Genomic DNA, 26,408 nt, shown 5'->3' with positions numbered 1-26,408 from the left:
AGAATGGCGATACTATGCTAAGCTTTTCGAACTTTAAATAATGCTGGCAGGTCCTCCTCCAGACCTAATATCAGGTTTGGGCAAACAGTGAAAGCAGAACCCATGGAAGACCAAATCGGGAATCCTGTAGCAGGGCAAGGAAAAATCATCCAGATCGACGAGGAACAGGTCAAACGCCGATTGGACAATCTCGTTCGAGGGACCGTGGAAGAGGCGATCAACGTGCCGCTTGAAAGCGTCATAACCGAGCGATATCGAACTCGGCAGATTTCGGTTGAAGAGGCGATTGTGGAGATGCATCTGGAGGCGATGCGTGGGCCATTTCTATCGCAATGTCTTTACGAAAGGGCTGCCGAGAATGATTCGCAGAGTGGCTGTATGTTAAAGGCCATTCATGCTCAGGAAAGCAAAGACGCTACTCGCAGGAAGGCGGCGTTTATTGCTGAATGTCTCAGAGCTATGAAGCTTTTTGAAGCTACAAAGATGGTCGAGAGCGGGCTTGAAAAACCCCTTTCTTGGTACGAATTCCCGTCACAACATCGAGTGCGAATCAGAACAAACAATCGCCTCAAACGGCTGATGAAAGAGAATGGCCGAGGGATGCCAGCCGTTGGCCCATTTCCAGATGGGCAGTTCGTTCTTCTGCTCGCCGCAGCGGGACTGTGCTACGTAGTCTCAAAGACATGGGATTCACGCATCTATTTAAACATGTCGCCGCTGAATGAAATTGACAGCAAGCGCAGAGCAGCTTAACATATTATGGAGCGCGCTGGCATTTTACGAAAGATTCAGAATGTTATTGCTATTGTTCGGAGAGACCAAACCATGGCTCGGCTCTATCAAAGCCTTGCCTATCGACAGGGTCGTTGCTTTACCTGGTTGCCCGACGTAGGATTGAGGATCTTAAAGAAGATGGCAAGAATGTTTAAGTATTGACTCTGGCTTCAGGAGAAAAAATGAATTCGTTTTATTCAGAGGATGAATTGAAGAGGATAGGTTTTAAAAGATTTGGAGAAAATGTATTAATAAGCCGAAAGGCAAGCATGTATAGTCCCGAGAAAATGATTATTGGTAACAATGTTCGAATAGACGACTTTTGCATTCTCTCGGGAGAGATCAGTCTTGGTTCACATATCCATATTGCAGCTTTCTGCGGTTTGTGGGGGGCGAAGGGGATTGTTTTAGAAGATTTCGCTAACTTGTCATCGCGTATTTCAATCTATAGTATTACCGATGATTTTTCTGGAGAAACTATGACAAATCCCACAATACCTGATTTATATAAAAAAATTCGAAGTGGAAAAGTAGTAATAAAAAAGCATAGCTTGATTGGCTCTACATCTGTAGTACTGCCTGGAATCGAAATTGGTGAAGGTTGTTCTTTTGGAGCTTTTTCTTTTATAAATAAAAGCACTGATCCCTGGGGCATTTACGCTGGAATACCTATAAAACGAATTAAAGAACGGAAAAAAGATTTACTTAGACTTGAGAATAGATTTCTAAAAGAATTTAATGAAAAACAAAAAGGAGGATTATAAAATGCAGCCCTTTGAGAATCCTGTAATGGTTACCAGACCTATATTTCCTGATTTATCAGAGCTCAATACTAAACTTGAAGAAATATGGGATTCAAAATGGTTGTCAAATAATGGAAGGCAGCACCAGAAGCTCGAGGAATCTATAAAGAAAGTTCTAAAAGTACCGAATGCAAGCCTTTTTAATAACGGAACAATAGCATTAATTGTAGCAGTCCAAAGCCTTCGATTATCAGGGGAGGTGATTACGACGCCCTTTACTTTTCCGGCCACACCACATGTTCTAACCTGGAACAACATTAAACCAATTTTTTGCGACATTGACCCCACTACTTTAAATATTGATGTGGATAAAATTGAATCCATGATAACTCCTCTTACAACAGGAATATTACCCGTTCATGTTTTTGGAACGCCCTGCGATGTATTCAAAATACAGGAAATTGCCGATCGGTATGGATTAAAAATAGTTTATGATGCCGCTCACGCTTTTATGACTGAAATTGATGGAAAGGGAATTGGAAATTTCGGCGATATTACCATGTTTAGTTTTCACCCCACTAAATTGTTTCATACTGGAGAGGGTGGAGCCCTTGTTTATGAAGATGATCATTTTAAACAAAGAATTGATTTGCTCAAAAATTTCGGTATAAAAAGTGAAGATGAAGTTATTATGCCGGGCATTAATGGCAAAATGAATGAAATTCAGGCTGCTCTTGGGCTTATTGTCTTGGATTTGATCGAAGAGGAAAGAAGCAAAAGGCAGGTTATTTTAAAGAGATATACAGAAAGGCTTTCTGAGATCGAAGGGATTTTTTTTCATACACTGGATAGTAATATTAAGAATAGCCTTCAATATTTTGTAGTTCAAGTTGATGAGAAGACTTTTGGAAGGTCTCGCGATTACGTTTACGATGAGCTGAAAAAGTATAACGTATTTGCTCGTAAGTATTTTTATCCCCTCTGCAGCGATTATGCATGTTATAGACAGCTTCCTTCGTCCAATCCTGAAAACCTACCCAATGCTAACAGTGCCGTTAAAAAAGTTTTATCAATGCCCTTTTATGGAGAACTTACAGTGGACGATGTTGATCGAATCTGTGATATAATACAGTTGATAAAAAACCGAAGCTTGTAGGATGATAGATGAATATTTTCAAGTTATTTAAAGCAAATGGCTACAATAAGAAAATAGCTAAAGAAAAAGTAATAATAGTAGATTCGACATTTCCTCAACTTGTTCCATTTGGCTTTAGGAATCGTGAAATAGCAGAGTACTTAAGGAGTTATGATTTTATTAAAAGTTATACAATGCCTAGGTTATATCCGGACAAAGAAGCGTGGTTTTCCCACCCATATGGGATGACCTTCAAACAGTTTAAGACGAATAAAGAAAAGTATTTAGAATATTATCCGGAAATTGATCCTGGAAAAATCCAATTTTTTCATTCTGATGCATGTTTGGGCGCGGATTTATCATATTCTTTTTTTCTTGCGGAGACCTATACATTGCTTCCTTTGCTGGAAAAAAATAAAATTCCTTTTGTGTTTGTATTGTATCCAGGTGGTGCTTTTGGGATAGATTTTGATAAATCAGATATTATGTTGCAAAGAATATTTAGCTCGGAATATTTTAGAAAAGTTATTGTAACTCAGGAAATTACAAAAAAATACTTATTAAGCAAATCTCTGTGTCATGAAGATTCCATTGAATATATATATGGAGGTTTTATCCAATTTGATAAGAATCAGATAATGCACAAGAAGAAATATCAAATAGAAAAAAAAAGTTTTGATATTTGTTTTGTAGCAGCAAAGTATTCGGACAGAGGAGTTGATAAGGGTTATGATCTTTTTATTGAATGTGCAAAGATCTTATGCAGAAAGTATAATGATATATACTTTCATATTGTAGGCAATTGGGATAAAGACGATATTGATGTATCAGATATTGAGGATAGGGTGTTTTTTTATGGTTTAAGAAGGCCGGATTTTTTTCCCGAATTTTATTCTTCTATGGATATTTTTTTATCACCGAATAGGCCTTTCAAACTTTTTCCTGGGAATTTTGATGGCTTTCCTTTAGGTGCTGATGCATCTTTTCATGGGGTTGCGCTTTTCCTTTCAGACGAATTGAAAATAAATACTGAGTATGATTCAAACGAGATAGTTATAGTAAATGCTGATGTTGAAGATATAGTTTCGAAAATCAACTATTACTATGATAATATTGATCAGCTTTATCGAATATCGTATAGCGGACAGTATAAAACACATCAATTATTTTCAACTGAGCTTCAGATCGAAAAGCGTATTAAAATATTTGAGAATTTTATTGAGCGGTGATTGATATGAAAATAAGTGTAGTATTAACCAGTTATAATCATGAAAAATACATCGAGCAGGCAATAGAGTCGATACTGAGGCAAAAAATTAATTGCGCATTGGAAATAGTTGTAGGGGATGATTGTTCAACAGATAAGACTCCGATTATTATTGAAAAATATAAGGAAAAGCATCCAGATACTTTTATAATTCTACGAGATAGTAGCAATCTTGGATTAACAAAAAATTTGCAGAGATGCTTCCGTGCTTGTTCCGGAGATTACGTCGCTGTTTGTGAAGGAGATGATTATTGGATTGATGATAATAAGTTGGCTTTACAGTTGGAGTTCTTGGAAAGTAGCCGAAATTGTTCAATGTGTTTTAATAAAGTGAGAACTCTTTACAACAACCAGTTTGGTATTTATGCTGGTCAGAACGATCTTTCTGATAAAGAATTCTCCATACATGATTTGATAGGCTTCAATTTTATTGGGAACTTTTCAGCATGTTTTTATCGAAAGAAGGCGGTGGATAAAATTAATCCCCGCATATATGACTATCTAACATATGATTGGTTTTTCAATATGGCCGTTGCTGAAGAAGGAAATATTGGTTATATCGATAGAGAGATGTCCGTTTACAGGGTTCATGAGGGCGGTCTTTGGTCTAAGGTAAGTTACGAAGATCAATTGATGCTAATAATTAAGAATATCGACCAATATAATCTTTTTTTTGAGAGCAAATACGAAAAGGATTTTTTGGGGCAGAAAAATAAACTATACCTTCTTTTGTTTAAAAACTCCATTAAAGACAAAAGAGCTGGAAAGACGATTAGCTATGGTGCCAAATTCTTTGGCGGTAGAGTTCGTTTTATGCTAAAATAAAGATTTTTTATATTCCGAACTTAAGGTTGTTTGCAGGGGGTAATAATGGTTACAGTGATTGAGAGAAGTTATATGCCTAAAGTGAGTGTAATTATCCCATCTTATAAGCATGGCAAATATGTTAGGGAAAGTATCAGGAGTGTCTTAAGTCAAACATTTCAGGATTTTGAAATAGTTGTAACTGATGATGGGTCTACGGATAACACAGTAGAGGAAATAAAGAGCTTTAATGATGAAAGAATAAAGCTTTTTGTTTTTTCGAAAAACCAAGGTGCAAGCGTTGCTGCTAACAATTGTATTCTCAATTCTTCAGGTAAGTATATTGCTATGCTTAGCTCTGATGATGTTTTTTTCCCCGGTAAGCTTGAAAAACAAGTCGAATTTTTAGATGGAAATCCAGATATAGGGGTTGTTTTCAGTAAAGCATATTTTATCGATGAAGATGGCGATAAGTTTACAGACTTAACTCATCCGTACTGTTCGGTTTTCAATAAAGAAAATCGAGACAGATATCAGTGGCTAAATTATTTTTTCTATCATGGCAATTGCCTTTGCCATCCCAGTGCACTAATTAGAAGAGATTGTTATGATAAAGTGGGCTTATATGATGAAAGATTTGGTTCTTTGCCTGATTTTGATTTTTGGGTAAGGGTGTGCATGCATTTTGATATTCATATCCTGAACGAAAATTTAATCAAATTTCGGATACGCAAGGGGGAAGCGAACGCTAGCGGTGACAAACCTGAAACCCATATCCGAAACACAGTTGAATATAAGGAGATTTTAAAGCATTATCTGAATATTGAGTCAGTAGAAGATTTTAGAAAAATATTTTCTGGTGTCGATATCCCTGGTCAAGTTGATGCTAAATTAATACCTTTTTACGTGGCAAAAGAGTCATTGGCGTCTCCTTTGGAGTATAGAAGGCTGTTTGGTATCGAAGTGCTATATGACATAATGAAAGAGAAAGATATTGCAAAATCCCTTAATGAGATTGGTTTTGCGTATTCTGATTTAATAGCTATAACAGGAAAGCATGATGTTTTTAAATTGTATTTGAATGGTTCACCTTTTTTATCAAAGAAAGGGCGAGCCCAGTATAAAATTGGCGAATTTATTTTATGGCTTCCGTATAGAATTTATAAATTATTGAAAGCCGTAAGGGCATATTTCCTCTCTGCCTGCAAAGTTGACGCCTCAAAATGAGGTTAAACATGGCAAGGTATAGCGAAGAATTTAAGAGCACAACGGTGCGTAAAGCCCTTCTCCCGGACGGACCGGGTGCTGCGGCAGTTGCAGAAGAAGCTGGCATTTCCCTCCAGACGCTTTATAACTGGCTCAGGAAGATGCGTGGAGAGGTGGAGATGCGTATGGGTTCGTCAGATCCGAAAAATCGATCAATGCTGGAGAAGCAGGAGCTCTTGCTCGAATCGGCATCGATTCCGACCGAGCAGCTCGGCGAATGGTTGAGGAAGCGAGGGATTCACGAAGAGCATCTGAAGCTCTGGCGTTCAGAAATCCGCGAAACCTTGAAGCTCCGGCAGTCGGAAGCAAGGAAAGAGCTGAGTGAAGAGCGCAAGAAGGTTAAACAGCTTGAGAAGGAACTCCGGAAGAAAGACAAAGCGCTGGCCGAAGTGACAGCCATCATGGTGCTTAAAAAAAAACTGGAGGGGATCATCTTCGAACCGGACGGGGACAGATGAATACACCGGGAACGAAAGCGACCGTAAGCGAAGCAGTGGCCGAGGCCATAGCTTCCCATCTCTCTCAGAAGCGTATCAGTGAAGCCACAGGCATCTCTGTAAGCACTCTACGACGGTGGAGTCGTGGAGCGAGTGCGGATAGCCGCAAAGGGGCGAAGCGACGGGTACAGCATAAGCTGACTGCGACAGAGAGAAATGAGATTCTACGGGTCGTTAACCTTCCGGAATACAGAGGCCTGAATCCGGCGGAAATCGTGGCAATTCTCGCAGAAAAAGGCCATTATATAGGCTCCGAGAGAACGATTTACCGTGTGTTGAAGGAGAACAGGATGTTAACCCATCGCGGTCCTGGCCGGGGTCGCACCCCGAGAAATAAGCCCTCTCACAAGGCTACCGGACCCGATCAGCTTCTGAGCTGGGAATTACCTACCTGCATACGAACATAAAGGGGATCTACCTGTATCTCTATATGGTCATAGACGTATGGAGCCGTAAGATTGCAGGATGGGAAATCCATACAGAGGAGACGAGCAAACTGTCTGCGAGGATGATTGATCGCCTATCGCGTGAGATGGATCTGAGCAAGGCTGTTCTGCATGCGGATAACGGCGGACCGATGAAAGGATCGACAATGCTGCTCAAGCTCTACGAGCTTGGAGTGACGGCGTCCTTCTCCAGGCCCCGTGTCAGTGAGGATAACCCATATTCTGAGGCGCTATTCAAGACGTTGAAGTATCGTCCGGGCTATCCGCGGAGATTCACAAGTCTTGAATCGGCACGAAATTGGGTTGCCAATTTCGTGCACTGGTATAACCATGAACATCGCCATTCTGGTATCAACTATGTGACGCCCGAGCAAAGACACACCGGTCAGGATCGGGCAATCCTCAAGAAGCGAGCACAGACCTTCGCAGCAGCGAAGAAAAAGAATCCTTCTCGGTGGTCACAGAGCCCCAGGAAGTGGGAGTATCAGAAGGCGGTTACTCTCGGCGAGGCGAAAGCCTCCTGAGGCAGACGATTGAAAAAATGTGCGTCAACTACGCTGACAGAGAGCAATGTGGTGTTCGGCCCATTTTGGGCCAGGGTTCCGCCTTTTCAAGCTCTAACTAAACTCGGGACATAATCGGGGAATGTGGTAGCCGACACAGATGAGTTATTCCAGCAGCGTTCAGAGCAAGGCAGATTATAATCTGGCTATTGTCATACCGGCCTTTAAGGCCCATTTCCTGAAGGAAACAATGGATGCGCTGTCCAATCAGACTGACAGACGCTTTGCCCTGTATGTTTCTGATGACGCGAGTCCGCATGATCTCTTCTCTATTGTCGAGCCATACGGTAAACAGCTGCAAATGCATTATCACCGCTTTCCGGATAATCTCGGCGGTCGCGATCTCGTAGCGCATTGGAGGCGTTCTATTGATTTGACTGCCGGCGAACCCTGGATCTGGCTCCTCTCTGATGATGATATCCCGTCATCGAATGCCGTAGCGGCGTTTTATGCAACGCTGGAAAGAACAGCAGGTGCTTATGACATCTATCGATTCCCGGTATCCTGGATTGGCGCTGATTCGAAGCCATGTGGGCCTGGCTATGAGTTCGGCCATCCTCAGTTTGAATCAGCGTATGATTTTACTCTCAGGCGTCTTTCAGGTGAGGCTTATACCTGTGCTCAGGATCATATTTTCCGTCGGAGCATTTATGAAAGGAAGGGGTTCGTCGCTTTCGACCTTGCATGGCATTCTGATACAGCTACTTATATCAATTTTGCAATGGAGAAGGGCTTTTACACGATCTCCCACGGGCGGCTCTGGTTCAGGCAGAGCGGTTTGAATATCTCCTCACGACAGGAGCGGGAGATACTGATGAGAAAACTAAAGGCCGAGGTTGCTTTTCTTGATTGGGTACAGTCCGCATTCCTGGGATTTCCCGTTGGGCAGACCAGGCAGATCGCTCGTTACGCCGGTGCGGCAGCCATCGTTTCAGTAGTACGGAGTAAGCTATCACCGCTCACCAAAATCTACCGAAGTGCGGCAATTCTTCCGCACATTCCAATCAGTGTATGGTTTTGGGTTTGCGCGCACATTTTCTTGAAGGCTCTAGCGGCCATTGAAAGGCGGTTAGTCAGACACGATTGAGTGTAAGCTGAGATTCATGAAAACCGTGTTTCCCCTTTTCCTGTATTCAGGGAAAGGGCTCGATATCTGGCTCTTCGTTACCTGCGCAGAAATGCGGAGTGCGGGCATATTCGTTAACTGAATGCCTCCGGAAAGGGGAGAAGCCCGTGTTCCATTTTTGGTATAAGGCTGGATACAAACTCCTTGACAACCATGAAAGGGTCCCGATTATTTGTAGAGGTGGGCAATCGGGACCCTTTCATGGGCGACGTTACAGTATCCAAATAGAATAACAATATCAAGCACCCCCTGTTTTTGATTTCCTCGGTATGATATTGCGGGCGCAGATCCCTGGACGGGTGATTACAGATCGGCAGTGTGAGTCATGAAAGAAAATCGAATTGTTGATGTTTCTGTCATCATCTGTACAGCAAACCGACCTGCGCTGCTATTAAAACAACTGGAGAGCATTCTGAGCAGTGCAGTTCAACCCAGAGAAATCATCATCGTCGATCAGGGCAATGCCGCATTGACGGCAGAAATTCTTGACGGTCTTAAGGAGAGCTATGCAGCGATACAGCACCTTCTTGATCATGGACGAGGAGCTTCTCGTGCTCGAAATATTGGGTGGCGAGCAGCCAGCTGTGAGATCATTGCATTCACAGATGACGATGCCTGTGTTTCTGATCGGTGGCTTCAAGTAGGATTCCAGCACATGCTTGCTCATGCTGATACCGGAATTCTCGGTGGTCCCATTACTGGAGTTCCAGAAGGCGGAGCGCTTCAAATTGACATTCCTGTAGAGTTTCGCTACATTCTTCCCGAGTACTCTCAAAGTGGCCCAATCGGTCCGTTTCTTGGTGGGGCCAGGCCTCCTGCAGTCAACTATTGGACCCGGAAATCGCTCCTTCTTCGCACTGGCGGCTTCAATGAGAAACTCGGGCCAGTAAATGAGCGGAAGATTCAGGTTTATGGTGAGGATAGTGACCTGACCCATAGGGTTGATGCTCTGGGCTATAGAATCATATACCATCCGGATTTAATGGTTTATCATCCGGTTCCTCTTATGCGGCAGACCGAGGATTATCTGAAAAAGAGGATGCTCACGGAGGGCATAACCAATGCCGTGCTGTGGCGTAAGAAAGAAGGTGCCGGTAGATTTTTCCCTTTATTGAAAGCTATCAGGCTGGTTGCAGGCTTGATTCTCTCGACAATGCTGCAGTTCGGCCCGAGACGAACTGCCTGGCGAATGCGAGGCTACTATTTTCGAGGGGCACTGTTCGGCCTCTGGCATTATGGGCGAATCATGGATGACAAGATCAATTCTATCCATAAAGACTAAATGTAGATGAAGATAGCCTTTGATCCTCAGATTTTCAGCCTGCAAGCCTACGGCGGTATCTCCCGGTATTATATCAATCTCTCTCGTGAGCTGCGTGCATCTGGCCTGACTGTACGAACCTTCGCTCCTCTTCACAGAAACGAATACCTGGCAAAGGTGGACGATGGCAGCGTCTCCGGTCGCTACTGGAGTCCCTATCCTCCTAAAACGACTCGGCCATTTCTGCTTTTGAATCAGGTCCTTGCGGCGCGACGTATCGCTCAATGGGAACCCGATATCGTACATGAGACCTATTACTCGCGTATTCGGTGGACCTCAAGCAAGTCCCGATCCGTCGTAACCGTGTATGACATGATTCATGAGCTATACCCGCAGTATTTTGCGCGATGGGATTCTACCGTCGCCGCCAAAAAGAAGGCCGTCATGCGAGCGGATCATGTGCTCTGTATTTCTGAGAGTACAAGAAATGACCTCTTGAATCTGTATGGAATTGAAAGCCGAAAGGTCTCGGTAACGCACCTTGGCTATGATGCTTTCTTAAACCTCTCTGAGAATCGTCGCATAGTGGACCATCCCTATATTCTGTATGTCGGTCAGCGCGGAGGGTATAAGAACTTCGAGCGTCTCGTCAGGGCTTTTGCATCCTCTGATCGACTTGTCAGTGACTTTTCTCTGGTCGCCTTCGGTGGCGGTACGTTCTCTAAAGAGGAGAGAGAGCTTTTCGTTTCGTTGAATCTGAAAAGCGATCATTGCCACCAGATATCGGGCGGCGATGAATTGCTCGGTCAGCTCTATCGCAATGCCGCCTGTTTCGTTTATCCATCACTCTATGAAGGCTTTGGCCTTCCGCCGCTTGAAGCGATGTCGCTCGATTGTCCCGTCATCAGCAGCAATACAAGCTCGATGCCCGAGGTCATCGGCGATGCGGCCGATTTTTTTGACCCCGCATCGGTCGAATCTATCCTGACGGCCATCGAGAACGTAGTCTATTCTCCATCCCGGTCGCAGGATCTGATTCATCGTGGCAGGAGGCGTGTGAAGCTGTTTACATGGAAGAGGTGTGCAGAGAAAACCCTTGAGGCCTACAGACAATGCCTGTGATCACCATCGTCACCGTAGTTTTTAACGCACTGGAGAATCTCAAGTTAACAGCCGAGAGCGTCTTCAAGCAGACGGCCTGGCCCGACATTGAATACATCATCGTTGACGGTGGTTCAACGGATGGAACGCTTGCCTATCTAAAAACGTTGCCGCCCGTCGTACGCTGGATCAGTGAACCCGATAAAGGCATCTATGACGCCATGAATAAAGGGATTCGTATGGCCAGCGGTGAGGGCCTTCTCTTCTTGAATGCAGGGGATTATTTTGTCGGTGATGTCATCACGGCCGATCTGACTGCGCCGTGCTTTCTGCCTGTGAAATATCAGCATCCGGTTCTTGGCTATCGGCCGATTAGGCTCAAAAAGCGTTCAGAGGGTTTACCGAACTGCCATCAGGGGATCGTGTTTGAACGCAAGAAAGAACTGTTCTACGACCTTCGATATCGTATCTCTTCAGATCTGGACTACTATATCCGGCATGGATACGGCGACCGACTTCCCTTCCATGCATGTTCCGGTTTCGTGCATTTTGATAATTCCGGAGCGAATCAGAAACAGGCTGTGCTTCGTGATAGAGAGATTGTAGAGATCATTCGTAAGTATTTCGGTTTTCTTCCCGCGTCACGGTTTCATCTATTTGCACTGGTAAAGCGCCTTGTTCGACCGATGCTGGTGTTTGTTTTTGAAGGGAAGAAGTCCCGGTGAAAATCTCCGTCATTACAGTCTGCTTTAACAGTGCGGCAACGATTCGCAGTTGCATTGAATCCGTTCTGTCGCAGCAGGGAATCGATCTTGACTATGTTGTGATCGATGGGGCGTCAGAAGACGCTACCCCCGATATAGTCCGTAGCTACGGCAATCGTATCTCCACATTCGTCAGCGAGCCCGATAAAGGCATTTACAACGCAATGAACAAGGGATTGCACCTGGCAAAGGGCGATATCGTCGCAATTCTGAATTCCGATGATTATTACGCGAGGCCTGCTATTTTGCATGACGTGGCCGAAGCGTTTCGCTTGAATCCTGACGTCGATATCGTTTATGGTGATCTCGAATACGTCGATGCCGTGAATACCGATCACGTCGTTCGTCGATGGATTTCCTCCGCCTTTAAACCCGGCAGTTTTAAGAGGGGGTGGCATCCGCCTCATCCTTCGTTCTTTGTGCGTCGCTCCGTATACGAGCGCTGCGGCCTGTTTGACGAGGAATTGCGGATTGCAGCCGATTACGAGTTCATGCTTCGCCTGATGGAAAAGGAGCGGCTGAACAGCCTCTATCTTCCGGGCGTAAAGGTGAAGATGCGAACGGGTGGAGCAAGCAATCGGAGCCTGAAAAACATCTGGAGGGCAAATCAAGAAAGCTATCTTGCTTTCAAGAAAAACGGTCTGAAGGCTCCGGTCTGGTTGCCATTGTTGAAGCCAGTACTGAAAATCCGTCAGCTTCTGACATAGTGAACACTTCTCATCTGTTGGGGTGATGCAGGCAGCAAAGGCTTGCTCCTCATTTCCGCTTGCCTCTCTACCCGATCCACGGGAAGCTGTTTTCTGGATAAATTTTTCCGCTACAACAGAGCAAAGGTACCGCACACATGGCAAAAACAGCACTCGTAACAGGGATCACAGGGCAGGACGGTGCTTATCTGGCCGAGCTGCTGCTGCAGAAAGGCTATACGGTCCACGGTATCAAACGCAGAGCCTCGCTTTTCAACACCGACCGCATCGATCATCTGTATAAGGACCGTCATGAAAAGGATGTCAGGCTTCATCTACACTATGGCGACCTCACCGATTCGACGAATCTGATCCGTATCGTACAAGAAACCCAGCCCGACGAGATATATAACCTCGCTGCCATGAGTCATGTAAAGGTCAGCTTTGAGACCCCCGAGTACACGGCTAACGCCGACGGCATCGGGACGTTGCGTATCCTTGAGGCTGTGCGCCTGCTTGGCATGACGCAGAAGACACGCATCTATCAGGCCTCCACCTCTGAGCTGTATGGTCTGGTTCAGGAGATCCCCCAGAAAGAGACGACGCCCTTCTACCCGCGAAGCCCTTACGGCGTAGCGAAGATCTATGGATTCTGGATCACGAAGAACTATCGCGAATCGTATGGTATGTATGCCTGCAACGGTATTCTATTCAATCACGAGAGTCCTATCCGCGGCGAGACCTTTGTAACGCGAAAGATCACGCGGGCCGTCGCAGCCATTGCGCTCGGTATGCAAAAGAAGCTCTATCTTGGCAATCTTAACGCGAAAAGGGACTGGGGCCATGCTCGTGATTACGTCGATGCGATGTGGCGCATTCTACAACAACCCGGGCCCGACGATTATGTCATTGCGACCGGCAAAACGACTGAGATCCGCGATTTCTGCCGTATGGCCTTCGGTGAGATCGGCGTATCCCTGGATTTTCGTGGGGCAGAAGAGAAAGAGGTGGCCGTCGTCGCCTCCATCGATGAGGCCCGTTTTGAATCCATCGTTAAATCAAAGCCTTCGTTGAAAGCGGGCGACGAGGTTATCGCCGTCGATCCACAGTACTATCGTCCGGCAGAGGTCGATCTGCTTGTCGGCGACGCGACAAAGGCAAAGGAAAAGCTTGGATGGACTCCGCAGTGTACGCTTGACCAGATGGTGAGCGAGATGGTGCAGTCCGATGTGAAGCTCTTTCAGCGCGATAGGCTGCTGCATGTTCATGGCCACAAGGTTCTTGAAAGCGCGGAGTGGTGAGCATGCACCTGCAAAGCCGTATTTTCGTCGCCGGTCATCGAGGCCTGGTCGGCTCTGCCATTGTGAGGCGTCTGGAGAAAGAGGGTTACTCAAGCCTGATTCTGCGAACGCATGATGAGCTTGATCTTGAAGATCAACGAGCCGTCGCGGATTTTTTCGAGCGCGAGCGGCCCGAGTATGTCTTTCTCGCCGCCGCCAAGGTAGGAGGCATCCTTGCCAACAACGTTTATCGCGCCGACTTCATCCTGAAAAATCTACAGATTCAGAACAACGTTATCGGAGAAAGCTGGCGGGCGGGGGTGAAGAAACTGCTCTTTCTCGGTAGCAGCTGCATTTATCCAAAAGAGGCGCCGCAGCCGATGAGCGAAGATGCTCTGCTGACTTCTACGCTGGAATACACAAACGAACCCTATGCTATAGCGAAGATTGCCGGTATCAAGCTCTGCGAATCTCTCAATCTACAATACGGCACGAACTTCATGAGCGTCATGCCAACGAATCTTTACGGGCCGAACGACAATTTCGATCTGGAGAAATCACACGTTCTTCCCGCTCTTCTTCGAAAGATGCATCTGGCGAGACTGCTCCGTGAGGAACGATGGAGCGAGCTCCGACTGAATCTTGGCCTTGCCGGCAATGACGAAGCTGAGGCCATGCTCGGTCGGATCGGAGTTTCTGCCGATGCTGTGGAGATCTGGGGTACGGGCAGGCCGCTTCGTGAATTTCTGCATAGCGACGATATGGCTGATGCCTGTGTCTGGTTGATGCAGAATGTTGATTTCGGTGATCTTTCGGCCGGTATGACCGAAGTTCGCAATACGCATATCAATATCGGCAGCGGTATCGATCTGAGCATCGCCGATCTGGCTTCCATGATTCGGGAGATCGTCGGTTTTGAGGGAGAGCTACGATTCAATCCGGCAAAACCCGACGGAGCGATGCGCAAGCTGATGGACGTATCGAAGCTGGCAGCACTTGGCTGGAGGGCGAAGATTAGTCTTCGCGACGGTATCAACGGGGTTTACCGTCAGTATTGTAGTGAGGCAAAGAAAAAGTGAAAAAGGCGCTGATCACAGGGGTTGCCGGTCAGGACGGTTCTTATCTGGCCGACCTGCTTCTCTCAAAAGGCTATGAGGTGCACGGCATCGTCAAGCGTGAGTCCGTCGAAGACGCCAATCACAGGCTTGGCAATCTCAGCCATTCAATCGATCGCATTCATCTGCATCCGGTTTCGGTGAATAACCACCTCAGCCTTTACAAGCTCTTTCGCGACATTCAGCCCGATGAATGCTATCACCTGGCCGCTTCGTCGTTCGTCCACTATAACTTTGACGACGAATTCCTGATCCTGAATAACAACTTCAATTCCACTCACTACCTGCTTTCTACGATCAAAGAACTGAAACCGTCCTGTCGCCTTTTCTTCGCAGGCTCTTCTGAGATGTTCGGCGAACCCGATGAAAGCCCGCAAACCGAGCTGACTCGTTTCAATCCAAAGTCCATCTACGGTATTTCAAAAATCGCTTCGTACTACATGATCCGTAATTATCGCGATAAAGAAGGGCTCTTTGCCTGCACCGGCATCATGTATAATCACGAATCGCCCCGCCGCGGGCATCAATTCGTAACGAGAAAGATCACATCTACCGTGGCGAAGATCGCTCGCGGCGAGGCGAGCACGCTCTCTCTCGGTAATCTTGACGCTCTGCGCGACTGGGGATGGGCTCCCGATTACGTCGAAGCGATGTGGCGAATGCTGCAGACTGAAACGCCCGATGACTTTATCGTTTCGACGGGCAAACTGCATTCCGTCCGAGACTTTGTCGATATTGCCTTTCGTCTGGCGGGACTCGATTATGCAAAGTACGTCGCGACCGACCCGCGCTTCTTCAGACCATCGGAGCATATACCGCTCTGCGGTAATCCATCGAAAATCGCCGCCACCCTTTCCTGGAGAAACAGCCGCTCTCTTGAAGAGATCATTGGTTCAATGCTGCAGGCTGATGGAATCGAGGTGTAAGATGCTGCACACGCTGCGTTTCGCTAAGTATGGACTGCTGATGCTGGATTTGCTGGCCTTTCTGGTCAGCTATCAGCTCGGTCATCTATTGCGAAGAGGCTTTTTCTACGAAAGCTTCGTTATGCCCGGAACGCCGTGGTTTTTGCCTTTTCTTGCAGGCGTCTTTCTTGTGATGGATGTGTATAACCCATGGAGCCACTACTCACGCATGGGGCTCGCTACCAGGATGCTGCCAGCGCTTTTAATCCTGACCATAGTTCTCAGCCTGGTGGCCTTCCTGGTTTTCGGTCATGAGCTCCAGGCGTATGTCGGTCGAAGCGTGCTGTATTTCGCTCTCGGGTTCTTCGGCATTTATGCGGTTTCTTCACGCTTCGTCTTTGCTCGCGTTTTTGATCAGGCGAAAATGCAAAGCCGCTGGTTGATCTTAACCGAGAAGCGATTTCTTGAGCCGATCGATAAAGAGGTTCGTCGCCGCTTTCCTATGTGGGAGGTGGTTTTCATGGAGCGCGATTCGCCGCAACCGGTCAGAGGGCCGGCCGGAGAACAGGTGCTTCCGATGAAATCGGCTTTGCCTCGAGCGCTGGAAAGTCAATGGGACGGCGTTATCATAGCGACTGAAGCGTTATCCGGAGATCAGATGGAGCTGCTTCTAAGTCGGCGTATGGGCGGCCTTCGCATTTTTGATCTTGTTTCTTTCTACGAGCGTTATTTTCTTAAAGTTCCTCTCTACTTTGTCGCTCATTCTCATTTCATGATCAGCAGAGGATTTTTTGTGCTCTCGAATCCGATCGGTCTTCGGCTCAAGACCGTGATGGATTACACCATTGCGGCTTTTTTGTTGATCGGAAGCGTTCCATTCATGCTAATGATTGCCGCTGCGCTCTTTATCGATTCAGGACGCCCGATTCTATTCCGTCAGGAGCGAACGGGAATAAGCGGACAGACGTTCAGTGTGTTCAAATTTCGCACCATGATCCCTGGGGCCGATAAGCAGAGCCCATATACTCAGGAAGGGGATAGTCGGGTTACCCGTTTCGGCCGCATTCTGCGCCTCAGCCGACTTGACGAGCTTCCACAACTGATCAATATTCTCATGGGGCAGATGAGTCTTATCGGGCCGCGAGCCGAGTGGACGAAGCTGACACAGCAGTACGAGCGGCAGATCCCGTTCTACAATCTGCGACATCTTGTGCGTCCCGGCCTGACCGGATGGGCCCAGGTGATGTACCCCTATGGGGCAAACATAGATGATACCGTTCACAAGCTTGAATACGATCTGTATTATATTAAGAACTACACGGCCCTGCTTGACATCAACATCCTACTGAAAACTGTGCGGGTTGTTCTCTTCGGCGGTGGGCGCTGATTGTACTTGCCCCGTTGCAGTCGGTGGGCTACTGTTGAATTATGCGTCTCAAAATCCAACTGAAAATCCTTCCGTTTGCAGTGCTTTCCGTCTTCGCCATTTCTGCAGTCCTGCCATTGCCCATCATGATTGACAGTGACGGCTCCCTCACAGCCGCTCCGTCAGCCCGCGAAAAGCAGCGCATCGACGCTCTCATCGCCGCAGTGGAGAAATCTGGCCTGATTTTTATTCGTAACGGCAGCGAGCACTCGGCCGCCGACGCCGCCTCTCATATGCGCCTCAAGTTCAATAATGCAGGGAACCGCATCAGTACGGCCGAGCAGTTCATCGACTACCTTGCATCGAAATCGTCGATTACGGGATCTCCCTACTATCTCAAATTTCCCGACGGCCGTACTGAGAAGGCCGGAATCTGGTTGCATCGCAAATTGAAAGAGTTAGACGGCAAAGAGAGGATAGATAAATGACAGAGGCGCGGGAAGTGCTGTACTTCCTGCGCCTCTATTTCAAGGGACCACCTGGGCAGGCTACCTCAAAAGCCAACAACTGTGTCGGCTTTTGAGGGTTCAAGTTATGCCGGTTCTTACACCATCATCACGCCGGCGCCTTTGGCCGCTCTGTTCAGAGCGCTGAAGATCGCCTTTACGCTTGCCTTGTTGATATTCACGTCGATGCCCGCTCCGAAGTACGAGGCGCCCGAATCGCTGCGAAGCTGAATGTAGGCGATGGCTCGCGACTCCGACCCTTCTTCGAGGCTGTGCTCGTGGTAATTCTCGATGCGATACTCGAAGAAGCCCGATTGTTTCAGAGCGTTTTTGCAGGCGTCGATCGGACCGTTACCGCGGCCTTTAAGTTCGTAGCGACGTCCTTCCATTGAAAAAGCAAGCTCGGCGACGACGCCTTCTCCGGTTGCGTCCTCGGTGTCCGGATAACTCCGGAACGATTCGAAAACGAGCGGCTCTTCCTGATGCAGATACTCGCGCTGAAAGATCTGGAGGATCTCGTCAGGTGTGATCTCGCGGCCCGTCTTATCGGCCTCCTGTTGCACAAGCGTACCCATCTCAGGATGCATGGCCCGCGGCAGGGAGTAACCGAACTCCGTATCGAGGATGTAGGCGACTCCGCCTTTACCCGACTGCGAGTTGATGCGAATGATCGATTCGTAGGTGCGCCCCACGTCGGTCGGATCAATCGGCAGATACGGAACCTCCCACAGCTCGCTGCCATGCTCCCGCCGATAGGCAAGGCCTTTATTGATGGCATCCTGATGCGAACCCGAGAAGGCCGTATACACCAGCTCGCCCGCATACGGATGCCGCGGATGCACTTTGATGTCTGTGCTGCGCTCGCAGACGGAACGAATATGATTGATATTCGAAAAATTCAACTGCGGATCGACGCCCTGCGAGAACATGTTCATCGCCAGCGTGACGATGTCGACGTTACCCGTACGCTCGCCGTTTCCGAACAGCGTTCCTTCAATGCGATCGCCGCCGGCCATCAGCGCGAACTCGGCCGCCGCCACGCCCGTTCCGCGGTCGTTATGCGGATGGATGCTTATGATGGCGTTTTCGCGTCCGTTCAGATTGCGGCAGAACCATTCGATCTGATCGGCGTAGATATTCGGCGTCGACATCTCGACGGTGGCGGGCAGGTTCAGGATGATGCGATTCTCTCGCGTCGGCTGCCATACTTCCATCACGCCTTCGCAGACGTCGACGGCAAAGTCGAGCTCCGTTCCTGTGAAGCTTTCAGGCGAATACTCCAGCGTGATCTGTGTCGACGTTTCAGACGACAGATCCTTTACAAGCCGCGCTCCGTCCATGGCCAGCTTGCGAATCTCGGGTCGGTCCATGCGAAAGACGACGCGTCGCTGCAGCTCTGACGTGGAGTTATACAGGTGCAGAATGGCCTTTGGAATTCCTTCCAGCGCCTCGAAGGTGCGCCGGATCAGATGTTCGCGGGCCTGTGTCAGCACCTGCACGGTAACGTCAGCGGGGATGAGGTCACGCTCGACCAGCGTGCGCAGAAAGCGAAACTCAACGTCGGCGGCCGACGGAAATCCGACCTCAATCTGCTTGAAGCCGATGTCGACCAGCAGCTGAAACATCTCAAGCTTCTGATCCAGGCTCATCGGCGTAACCAGCGCCTGATTGCCGTCACGCAGGTCGACGCTGCACCAGATGGGAGCTTTTTCGATCATTTGGTCGGGCCAGGTGCGGTCGCTCAGTTTCACCTGAGTATACTGGCGATATTTGTTGCCCGGCGAATGGGGGCGTTTGCTGGTAGTAGTCATAATAGGTATCCTTCTTAAATGTTCTGCTTCAAAACGTGGTTCGACTCAGAGAGCCGACTGAGGGCGGGGCGGCATAGCCGCAAGGTTCGATATTTCGGGCTCAGAGCCCGAGAAGCAGGGGAAGGATAAGCAGGAGGGAAAGAACGAGAAGGGCAGAGCGGAGCGAGAGAGCAAGGCTCTTCGCCGATTCAATCGTGAATGCGGATGTGCTGCCTTTCATAACATATCCAGGGAAGCGAAAAACGAAGGAGGGGTCAACTCGAAAATTTTGCCGGTGTGATGCAGAAAAATCCGCTCCATTCGCCCGTTTTCTGAACCTCGATCTATGGATCAGCGGGAGGATCGCCATGGACTATCTGAAAAAATTACCACCAGAACTTGAAAAGCTGCTCGGCTCCGGCGCCTGGAAATTCGTTGACAGTTTGAATCAGGCCTTCTTAGCTTTGAGAGAGGAAGTGATCTCTATGTCTTCGGCTCATTCCGAGAACCGGCTTTCTACTGAAATCTCCAGGCTACGGCAGGAGATCGCCGAAACTCGCGCCGATATGGGAGAGCTACGAACGGAGCTCAAGGCCGATATGGCTGCCTTACGTGATGAAGTACGGGCCGATATCCAGGAACTCAGGGTCAGGATTGGGAAGCTTGAGGACGGCATGGACGATCTCAAGAATGATTTCCGTGAAGTACGAGTGGAATTTGCAGAGCTACGGGGAGACTTTGCCGGCTTACGGGGTGAGTTTGCTGAGCTACGCGGCGAGTTTACCGGGCTACGCGGCGAGTTTACCGGGCTACGCGGCGAAATGGCCGAGCTGCGGGCCGAGCAGTCCTCCATTGAATCCCGGCTTGTGGCCCGCATAGCAGAGCTGCGTGCCGAGATGAAAAGCGACATCCAGCTGCTTCATAGAGAGATCTCGGGGCTGCATGGCGCCATCACCGTGCAGACGCGCTGGATTCTTGCGGCCATGCTTGCCGCTTCTGTGCTTTTTCCCGTCGTATCGCAGATCGTATCTTTCAGCGCTCAGTTGTTCGCTGCTACGGTCAGGTGAATAAACAAAAGAGCGCTGCCATTTGAGCTGTTCGAAAAGTGGGGCGCACACTGCCCTCAGAATCGAGCCCGCAGCGTCAGGCGCTTGACAAGCATCGTTCCGTAGGCTCCGGCCGGCAGCGTGAATGTTAGCTCAACCTTTTTACGCTTTGCCTCCATCTCGTCGTCTTCGGGTAACCCCAGCTGTAGATCACCGGGTAGAATACCCATGCGTCGCATATAAGCGTTCATGGCCGCAGAGCGCAGAAACGAAATCTGCGTACAGTTATCGGGCAGGCCAAGCTGTGCAAGAAGTGATTGAAGATCGGCTTGAAACTCGGGCGAGAATCGTTCGTCTTTTCCGGGAAGGCAGAGCTCCTGATCGAGCGCAATGCTCTGATCGCCGGGCGCCGGGAATGCCAGTATGCCTGTGCGTGTTTTAAAGAGTGCAGCTCTTCCGTTCGCATGCCTCTCTATATGATTCGATACGAGATGATTCCAGAGAAAGGCCTGAAAGGCAGAGAGCATCATAAGCAGCTCTTCAAAGGGCAAAAGATCAAGCGCGCCGGCGAAATCGGCGGGGGCCCGGCGCTGAGATTCCTTCAAGAAGGCAAAGACCCGCCTCTCAACGGCCGTATCGGCCTTTTGTAAGCATGCATCCCACCGCCCCCAGGACTTTAAGAGCTCGGCCTTGCGGTCTTTTGCATGCGATTTTTCGCGGCGAAACGTTCCGAGAAGCAGCATCTTCAGCGCCTGCTCATAGTTACCCGCATAGAGAGCGAAGGCGGGCAGGCCTTCTTCTCGATCAAAGGTGCTGAATCTCTGCGAATCGAAATAGTTGATATAACCGTATTCTTTGATCGCCTCGAAGTTGCGCTGAAGATGCGATATCTCAGATGCCTGTAGCGAACGCAGCCAGAGCTTGAAACGATTCCCGACGATACGTCCTGGCGCCATCGGCTCCTGACTGCGACCGAGTTCCATTAATTGAACGGCGCCTTCAAGCGAAGCGGGAAGACGTAATCGACTGCGCGACGTAATGAACTGTTCGGTGATGCCATGACGATCCTTTTTGCCGCCGTACTGTATATCGCGTAGAGAGATGCGGTTTTCTTTTGCAAGGCGGATGAGAGCATCGACTGTGTTCCAGCCCTCTTTTTGCATTCGATAGACGTAATAGGGGCCCGAATTCGTAGCGTTCAATATCTTCAGATCGGTGATCTCTTCGACGATAAAATCCTCGGTTTTCATCTTGGTTTTACAGGCGAGAAAGCCGACCAGCTTGCGAGAGGTTGCGTCGAAGCTCATGCGACCCTTTTTTTCGATTGTCTGAGCGGGAAAACAGGTTTTCGTGATCTCACATGGCACTGGAACGGGAATCGTCTTTATCAGACTACGAGCAGGAGATGTTGAAAAGGCTTGAGGCAAAGTACTCTCTGCCCGCCGAAGAAGAAAGCCCGTTTCGTGGATTCCCCGTTCTCAAGGCACGGGTGATCAGAGGCACACATTTTCTATCTTATGTGAATGAGACGCAATTCCGTTCTCTGATGTCGACGTTTCCCGATGAACTGGTGACGACGCCTTTGCTTTTCTACTCTGAAAAAAATCGCTTCCAGGCCATCTGCCGTTCGCTGATGCTCGACTGGAGTCAGGAGCTCGATCGCGTCGCCGAGCTGCTTCTCGAATCCGAGCAGGGAACCGATCACGAGATGGAGTTGCAGACGTTCGGTTTGCAGGTACGTGAAGACTGTTATATCTATGGGTATGCGGGCACGCCTCCGATCTTTGCGTCCAAAGATCTGTTTCTTTCTATTTTACAGTTCGTGGCCGATTCAGCGCTTGAGGCGAAGCATGTGCCTTCGGAATTTCAGAAGACATGCAGTCGCGTGCTCGAGCATATGCGAAATCTGCGCGAGATCGTTAAGCTCGAGAGTGAGAAGTCGACGTGAGCCGATCGTTTCGAACGCTGCGCACCAGCCACGGACGTAAGCAGGTCCTGCTTTTCTCTCTGGCCACCGTTGCTTTCTCGGTGAGCACCGGTTCTTTCATTATCTTTCTCGAAAGCATCGAAAATCTTCATCTTCCCTTCTGGGTAAAGCTGACGGGTGCCATCATTCAGAACGGCCTGCTTGCCGCCATCTTATGGTTTGTCGATCGCAGACTATCGGTGAAACCTATTCAATCGCTTGCTCGCGGCATCATGCAGATGGAGGAGCGAAGCGCTCAGACTCAGCGACTTACCGTTCCACCGGGGCATGAAGAAGACGAGATCGGAATGCTTGCCGATACGATCAATCTGTTAATTGCCGAGACCGAGGCGCGGTCGCAGAGTCTTCGCGAAAGCGAAGAGCGATTGCGCATGCTCATCGACAGCATGCAGGATATCATCTGTTTCAAAGACGGCGAGGGGCGCTGGCTTGTCGCCAATCAGAGCGATCTTCGCCTGTTCGGTATAGAGCATGTGGATTATCGCGGCAAAAAGGATTCCGAGCTCGCGCCTTTCAGTCCGACTCATTACGACGCCTTTATGAGCTGCGAGGCCTCTGACGAAATCGCATGGAAGGCCGGCGCTCCCAGTCGCGCAGATGAGGTAATACCTCATCCCGATCTCGGGCTTCGAGTATTTGATATCATTAAGATTCCGATGTTTTTCGACGATGGTCGGCGGCGCGGTCTTATCGTCGTCGGTCGTGACGTGACCGAAAGGCGTCGAGAAGAGCAGCTTTTGAAAGACAGCGAGGCATACAATAAAGCGCTCTTTAACGATTCGCGCATCGCTCTCGGTGTGATGGAGCCGACGACGGCCCTGTTTGTTGATTGCAATGACGCTGCAATGAAGCTGTATCGTGTGGCGAACCGAGCTGAGCTGATAGGCAAAACGCCCGAAGGCGTATCGCCGGAGGTGCAATATGACGGAACCCCGTCGCATGAGGCGGCAATACGGCATATTGAGATAGCCGTTAGGAATGGCTCGCATATCTTCCCGTGGCGCCATCGGCACCTGGACGGAACGGAGTGGGATGCCGAAGTGCATCTTATGCGCCTCTCGCACAGCGGCCGTGATCTTCTACTGTTTAGCGTAGAAGACGTAACCGGACGCAAGGCTGCCGAGGACCGCCTGCGCCTTTCTGCTGCCGTAATCGCCAGCACTCGTGACGGAGTCATCATTACCGATCGAGACGGATTGATCGTTACCGTTAACCATGCCTTTTCTGAGATCACGGGTTTCTCAGAGGAAGAGGCGGTCGGACAGAATCCGCGTATTCTGCAATCCGGACGGCATCCGAAGACTTTTTATCAGCAGATGTGGCATTCCCTTGAAGAGATAGGGCACTGGCAGGGAGAGATCTGGAATCGTCGCAAGAATGGAGAGGTGTATCCTCAGCTCAGCTCGCTCAGCGCCATACATGACGAAAACGGCGTCATTGCCTACTATGTGGCGGTGTTTACCGACATAAGCCGGTTAAAAGAGGCGGAGCAGAGGCTCGAGCATCTCGCCTATCACGATCCGCTGACCGATCTGCCCAACCGCGCGCTTCTGCATCTGCAGATGGATCATGCGCTCGAAAAGGCGCGACGTCGCGGAACCTCTTTAGCTCTTCATCTCATCGACCTCGACCGATTCAAGGACGTCAACGACGGCTACGGCCACCCGGCCGGCGACGAACTGCTTGTCGCTATAGCCGAGCGTCTGCGTAAGCGCCTGCGTCGTGAAGATCTTCTCGTTCGTCTTGGTGGGGACGAATTCGTTATTCTGCAGGAGGATCTTCCCGAAACCGGCGCCGCCGCCATGCTCGCCCGCATGGTGATCGATACGCTTTCTGATCCGTTTTCGATATCAGGAGGACGAGAGTTATACATAGGAGCGAGTATCGGTATCGCAATCTTCCCAGAAGACGGCGAAGACGGCACGACGCTGCTTCGGAACGCTGACGCTGCGCTGTATCAGGCAAAGGGGCAGGGGCGTAATATGTTTCACTATTATACGTCATCGTTAACAATCGCAGCGGCCGAAAAGCTTCGACTTGAAGGCCGTATGCGACGCGCTCTCGAACTCGACCAGTTTCTCGTTTACTATCAACCTCAGATTTCTCTTCTCGGGGACGGGATTATCGGTGCAGAGGCCCTCATACGCTGGATTGATCCCGAGAAGGGAAGCGTATCGCCTGGAGATTTCATTCCTGCCGCCGAGGAATGCGGTTTGATCGGCGCCATCGGAGACAGAGTGCTTGAAGCGTCGATCAAGCAGATGCGCCACTGGATGGACGACGGCATACATCTTGAAAAGCTTGCGATCAATATTTCGCCGAGACAGTTTCGCCTCTATGACGTTCCCGAGCGCATCGCTGATCTGTTGCATCGTTATAATGTTCCGGCCGATCGTATTGAGCTTGAGATTACGGAGTCGGCTCTTATGGAGCACGGAGAGCGCGCCGGTCAGGCGCTGCAAACGCTGAAAGAGATCGGCATCCGACTTGCGATCGACGATTTTGGAACGGGTTACTCGTCACTCGCATATTTGAAAAGGTTTCCGATCGATGCTCTGAAAATCGACCGATCCTTCGTTATGGATATTCCAGGCGATGAGAGCGATGCACAGATCGCGCAGGCGATCATCGCAATGGCCCAGAGTCTGAAGCTGAAAGTCGTAGCCGAAGGCGTAGAGACTGAGGCGCAGCTGCGCTTTTTCAGGGAAAGAAGTTGCGACTATGCGCAGGGATACCTGATCAGCCCCGCCATACCGGCCGATAAGTTTGCGGACTTTGTACGCTCATACTTGCAGATGAGCGGATTCTGAGCGGCGATCAATCGACGCTCAGAATCCGGATTAGCATCAGAATACGACGCCGATGCCGACGTTGATCGTATCAATCTTGTTGTTCTCAGGATTGAATACTTCCTGGTCGCGATACCAATCCGACTTCGAGTCGTTCTTTGCATATTCCACTTTTACCGTTACGTTCGGATGCGGGAAATAGGCAAGACCCACGGTGAGAATACGGCGATCGTTTGTTTTATCGGCCAGGCCTTTTTTTCCGTAGGCCTCCGTATTCGCATCTTCGGCTTCGATGATACCGAGATCCTGATTTCCGTTGTCAAACATCGTAGTCGTCTTGCATGTCGATGAACCCCGGCATAAGGCATCGAGCACATCCTCTTTACCGCCGAATTTGCGCTCCACGGTTTTTCGCTGCGTATTGACGAACTCGTTTCGCACGAAAAACATCAGCTTCTGATCTGTCTTCCAGAAGCTCAGTACGTTGAATCCGGCTTCAAGGTATCCGCCTTCGGCGACCATGCCCACGTTCTCTCCCGTAGCGCGGTTAACGGCTCTTGTATCCTCTTCGCTCATCCACGATCTGACGGCCAGGCCGCGAAAATCCCAGGGACCTGTTCGATAGAGAAAGTGACCTTCAGCCATCTGAACAAGAACGGGCGCTCTTCGACGACGCGCCTCCATAACGGCAAGCATATCGGCCGTGTCCTCTGGAGAAAAACCGAGAGAGGTTCCGTCTGGAGTGATGAGACGATCGTTATCCTGAACCGCTGTGACGTTGCCCTGTCCGGCGCGACCTGCATAATAGGAGCCGCCCAGAGTGAAGCCGTCGAAGAGGTTTGCGTCGACGTTCAGAATAAAGGCGCCGTCGCGCAGACTGGCCTCGGAGCCCCTGTAGCTTCCGTCTTCACCGATATATTCCGAAGCCGTGAACTGCGACGCGTCAAGACCGCTTAGAAGGCCGGTACGATATTGAAAACGTCCGATCTCTCCCGTGAAAAGGACGCCGAGTTCTCGCCAGGTCGTCGGAATAATAAGCTGTTCTGTGGCGGGTCTGTTAACCGAGTAAAAGGTATTCGGTTCATGCATCCAGTTCGTGATGCCGATCGGCACAAGGTTCAGGCCGGGGCGAATCTGCAGCCAGTCGGCGATGCGGAATTCGACGTATGCGAACTCCACCATCGCCGCCCC

At 49.2% G+C, this 26,408-nt stretch carries 24 protein-coding genes; 21 read left to right on the top strand and 3 right to left on the bottom strand.

Annotation, left to right across the window (positions count from 1 at the left end):
- Positions 1-102: 102 nt before the first annotated feature.
- From LEPIL_RS22305 to LEPIL_RS14325, 18 genes are all read left to right on the top strand, one after another.
- Positions 103-753, top strand: a complete 651-nt coding sequence (locus LEPIL_RS22305; RefSeq protein WP_002773471.1) for a transposase — start codon at positions 103-105, stop codon at positions 751-753.
- A 203-nt stretch (positions 754-956) separates the two neighbouring features.
- Positions 957-1,538, top strand: coding sequence for an acyltransferase (locus LEPIL_RS14410; RefSeq protein ID WP_002773460.1), 582 nt, complete (start codon positions 957-959; stop codon positions 1,536-1,538).
- Positions 1,513-2,673 (top strand): DegT/DnrJ/EryC1/StrS family aminotransferase, encoded by a 1,161-nt coding sequence (locus LEPIL_RS14405; RefSeq protein ID WP_211208648.1) that lies wholly within the window; start codon positions 1,513-1,515, stop codon positions 2,671-2,673. The genes LEPIL_RS14410 and LEPIL_RS14405 overlap by 26 nt, the downstream gene beginning before the upstream one ends.
- A gap of 8 nt (positions 2,674-2,681) precedes the next feature.
- Positions 2,682-3,881 (top strand): glycosyltransferase family 4 protein, encoded by a 1,200-nt coding sequence (locus LEPIL_RS14400; protein WP_002773456.1) that lies wholly within the window; start codon positions 2,682-2,684, stop codon positions 3,879-3,881.
- A 5-nt stretch (positions 3,882-3,886) separates the two neighbouring features.
- Entirely contained in the window at positions 3,887-4,744 is an 858-nt protein-coding gene (locus tag LEPIL_RS14395) for a glycosyltransferase (RefSeq protein WP_143464632.1), read from the top strand.
- A gap of 45 nt (positions 4,745-4,789) precedes the next feature.
- Positions 4,790-5,950 (top strand): glycosyltransferase, encoded by a 1,161-nt coding sequence (locus LEPIL_RS22300; protein ID WP_002773453.1) that lies wholly within the window; start codon positions 4,790-4,792, stop codon positions 5,948-5,950.
- Between the two features lie 8 nt (positions 5,951-5,958).
- The gene (locus tag LEPIL_RS14385) at positions 5,959-6,447 is read left to right on the top strand and encodes a transposase (protein WP_002773451.1); all 489 of its coding nucleotides are present in this window, start codon (positions 5,959-5,961) and stop codon (positions 6,445-6,447) included.
- Between the two features lie 415 nt (positions 6,448-6,862).
- Positions 6,863-7,456: an integrase core domain-containing protein gene (locus tag LEPIL_RS23025; RefSeq protein ID WP_342742351.1), complete on the top strand. Its 594-nt coding sequence runs from the start codon at positions 6,863-6,865 to the stop codon at positions 7,454-7,456.
- Positions 7,457-7,595: 139 nt separating this feature from the next.
- Positions 7,596-8,582: a glycosyltransferase family 2 protein gene (locus LEPIL_RS22295; protein WP_002773450.1), complete on the top strand. Its 987-nt coding sequence runs from the start codon at positions 7,596-7,598 to the stop codon at positions 8,580-8,582.
- Between the two features lie 364 nt (positions 8,583-8,946).
- Positions 8,947-9,903 carry a glycosyltransferase family 2 protein gene (locus LEPIL_RS23020; RefSeq protein ID WP_002773449.1) on the top strand — a complete coding sequence of 319 codons (957 nt, stop codon included), beginning with the start codon at positions 8,947-8,949 and terminating at the stop codon, positions 9,901-9,903.
- Positions 9,904-9,909: 6 nt separating this feature from the next.
- Positions 9,910-11,004 (top strand): glycosyltransferase family 4 protein, encoded by a 1,095-nt coding sequence (locus LEPIL_RS14360; protein WP_002773448.1) that lies wholly within the window; start codon positions 9,910-9,912, stop codon positions 11,002-11,004.
- Positions 10,995-11,708, top strand: a complete 714-nt coding sequence (locus tag LEPIL_RS22290; RefSeq protein ID WP_002773447.1) for a glycosyltransferase — start codon at positions 10,995-10,997, stop codon at positions 11,706-11,708. Before LEPIL_RS14360 ends, LEPIL_RS22290 begins: the two co-directional genes overlap by 10 nt.
- Positions 11,705-12,454 carry a glycosyltransferase family 2 protein gene (locus LEPIL_RS14350; RefSeq protein WP_002773446.1) on the top strand — a complete coding sequence of 250 codons (750 nt, stop codon included), beginning with the start codon at positions 11,705-11,707 and terminating at the stop codon, positions 12,452-12,454. The genes LEPIL_RS22290 and LEPIL_RS14350 overlap by 4 nt, the downstream gene beginning before the upstream one ends.
- Positions 12,455-12,591: 137 nt before the next feature.
- Positions 12,592-13,734: a GDP-mannose 4,6-dehydratase gene (gmd, locus tag LEPIL_RS14345; RefSeq protein ID WP_002773445.1), complete on the top strand. Its 1,143-nt coding sequence runs from the start codon at positions 12,592-12,594 to the stop codon at positions 13,732-13,734.
- 2 nt (positions 13,735-13,736) lie between these two features.
- Positions 13,737-14,792 (top strand): GDP-L-fucose synthase family protein, encoded by a 1,056-nt coding sequence (locus LEPIL_RS14340; RefSeq protein WP_002773444.1) that lies wholly within the window; start codon positions 13,737-13,739, stop codon positions 14,790-14,792.
- Positions 14,789-15,754 (top strand): GDP-mannose 4,6-dehydratase, encoded by a 966-nt coding sequence (locus tag LEPIL_RS14335; RefSeq protein ID WP_002773442.1) that lies wholly within the window; start codon positions 14,789-14,791, stop codon positions 15,752-15,754. Before LEPIL_RS14340 ends, LEPIL_RS14335 begins: the two co-directional genes overlap by 4 nt.
- Positions 15,738-17,120 carry an exopolysaccharide biosynthesis polyprenyl glycosylphosphotransferase gene (locus LEPIL_RS22285; RefSeq protein ID WP_081476505.1) on the top strand — a complete coding sequence of 461 codons (1,383 nt, stop codon included), beginning with the start codon at positions 15,738-15,740 and terminating at the stop codon, positions 17,118-17,120. The genes LEPIL_RS14335 and LEPIL_RS22285 overlap by 17 nt, the downstream gene beginning before the upstream one ends.
- A 41-nt stretch (positions 17,121-17,161) precedes the next feature.
- Complete coding sequence (locus tag LEPIL_RS14325; protein ID WP_002773439.1) at positions 17,162-17,587, top strand: YfeK family protein; 426 nt, start codon at positions 17,162-17,164, stop codon at positions 17,585-17,587.
- A gap of 116 nt (positions 17,588-17,703) precedes the next feature.
- Here the strand turns inward: LEPIL_RS14325 and leuA are convergent, their stop codons facing one another.
- Entirely contained in the window at positions 17,704-19,416 is a 1,713-nt protein-coding gene (gene leuA, locus LEPIL_RS14320; protein ID WP_002773437.1) for a 2-isopropylmalate synthase, read from the bottom strand.
- A gap of 347 nt (positions 19,417-19,763) precedes the next feature.
- Here leuA and LEPIL_RS14310 point away from each other — a divergent pair, with 347 nt between their 5' ends.
- Positions 19,764-20,462 carry an LA_3696 family protein gene (locus LEPIL_RS14310; protein WP_002773435.1) on the top strand — a complete coding sequence of 233 codons (699 nt, stop codon included), beginning with the start codon at positions 19,764-19,766 and terminating at the stop codon, positions 20,460-20,462.
- A gap of 56 nt (positions 20,463-20,518) precedes the next feature.
- On the opposite strand, the gene truD is transcribed toward LEPIL_RS14310, so the two are convergent.
- Positions 20,519-21,748 (bottom strand): tRNA pseudouridine(13) synthase TruD, encoded by a 1,230-nt coding sequence (gene truD / locus LEPIL_RS14305; RefSeq protein WP_002773434.1) that lies wholly within the window; start codon positions 21,746-21,748, stop codon positions 20,519-20,521.
- Between the two features lie 53 nt (positions 21,749-21,801).
- Between truD and LEPIL_RS14300 the strand changes: the two genes are divergently transcribed.
- Positions 21,802-22,389, top strand: a complete 588-nt coding sequence (locus LEPIL_RS14300) for a hypothetical protein (RefSeq protein ID WP_002773433.1) — start codon at positions 21,802-21,804, stop codon at positions 22,387-22,389.
- Positions 22,386-25,238: a sensor domain-containing protein gene (locus tag LEPIL_RS22280; RefSeq protein WP_002773432.1), complete on the top strand. Its 2,853-nt coding sequence runs from the start codon at positions 22,386-22,388 to the stop codon at positions 25,236-25,238. The genes LEPIL_RS14300 and LEPIL_RS22280 overlap by 4 nt, the downstream gene beginning before the upstream one ends.
- A 36-nt stretch (positions 25,239-25,274) precedes the next feature.
- Here LEPIL_RS22280 and LEPIL_RS14290 read toward each other — a convergent pair whose 3' ends face one another.
- A complete protein-coding gene (locus LEPIL_RS14290) occupies positions 25,275-26,399 on the bottom strand; it encodes a hypothetical protein (RefSeq protein ID WP_040918889.1) in 1,125 nt (374 codons plus the stop codon).
- Positions 26,400-26,408: the final 9 nt, after the last annotated feature.

Origin of the sequence: Leptonema illini DSM 21528 (assembly GCF_000243335.1) — a bacterium.
Classification (GTDB): Bacteria; Spirochaetota; Leptospiria; order Leptospirales; family Leptonemataceae; genus Leptonema; species Leptonema illini.
Note: the sequence above shows the minus strand (reverse complement) of the source record. Positions and strands in the feature narration are given on the sequence as shown.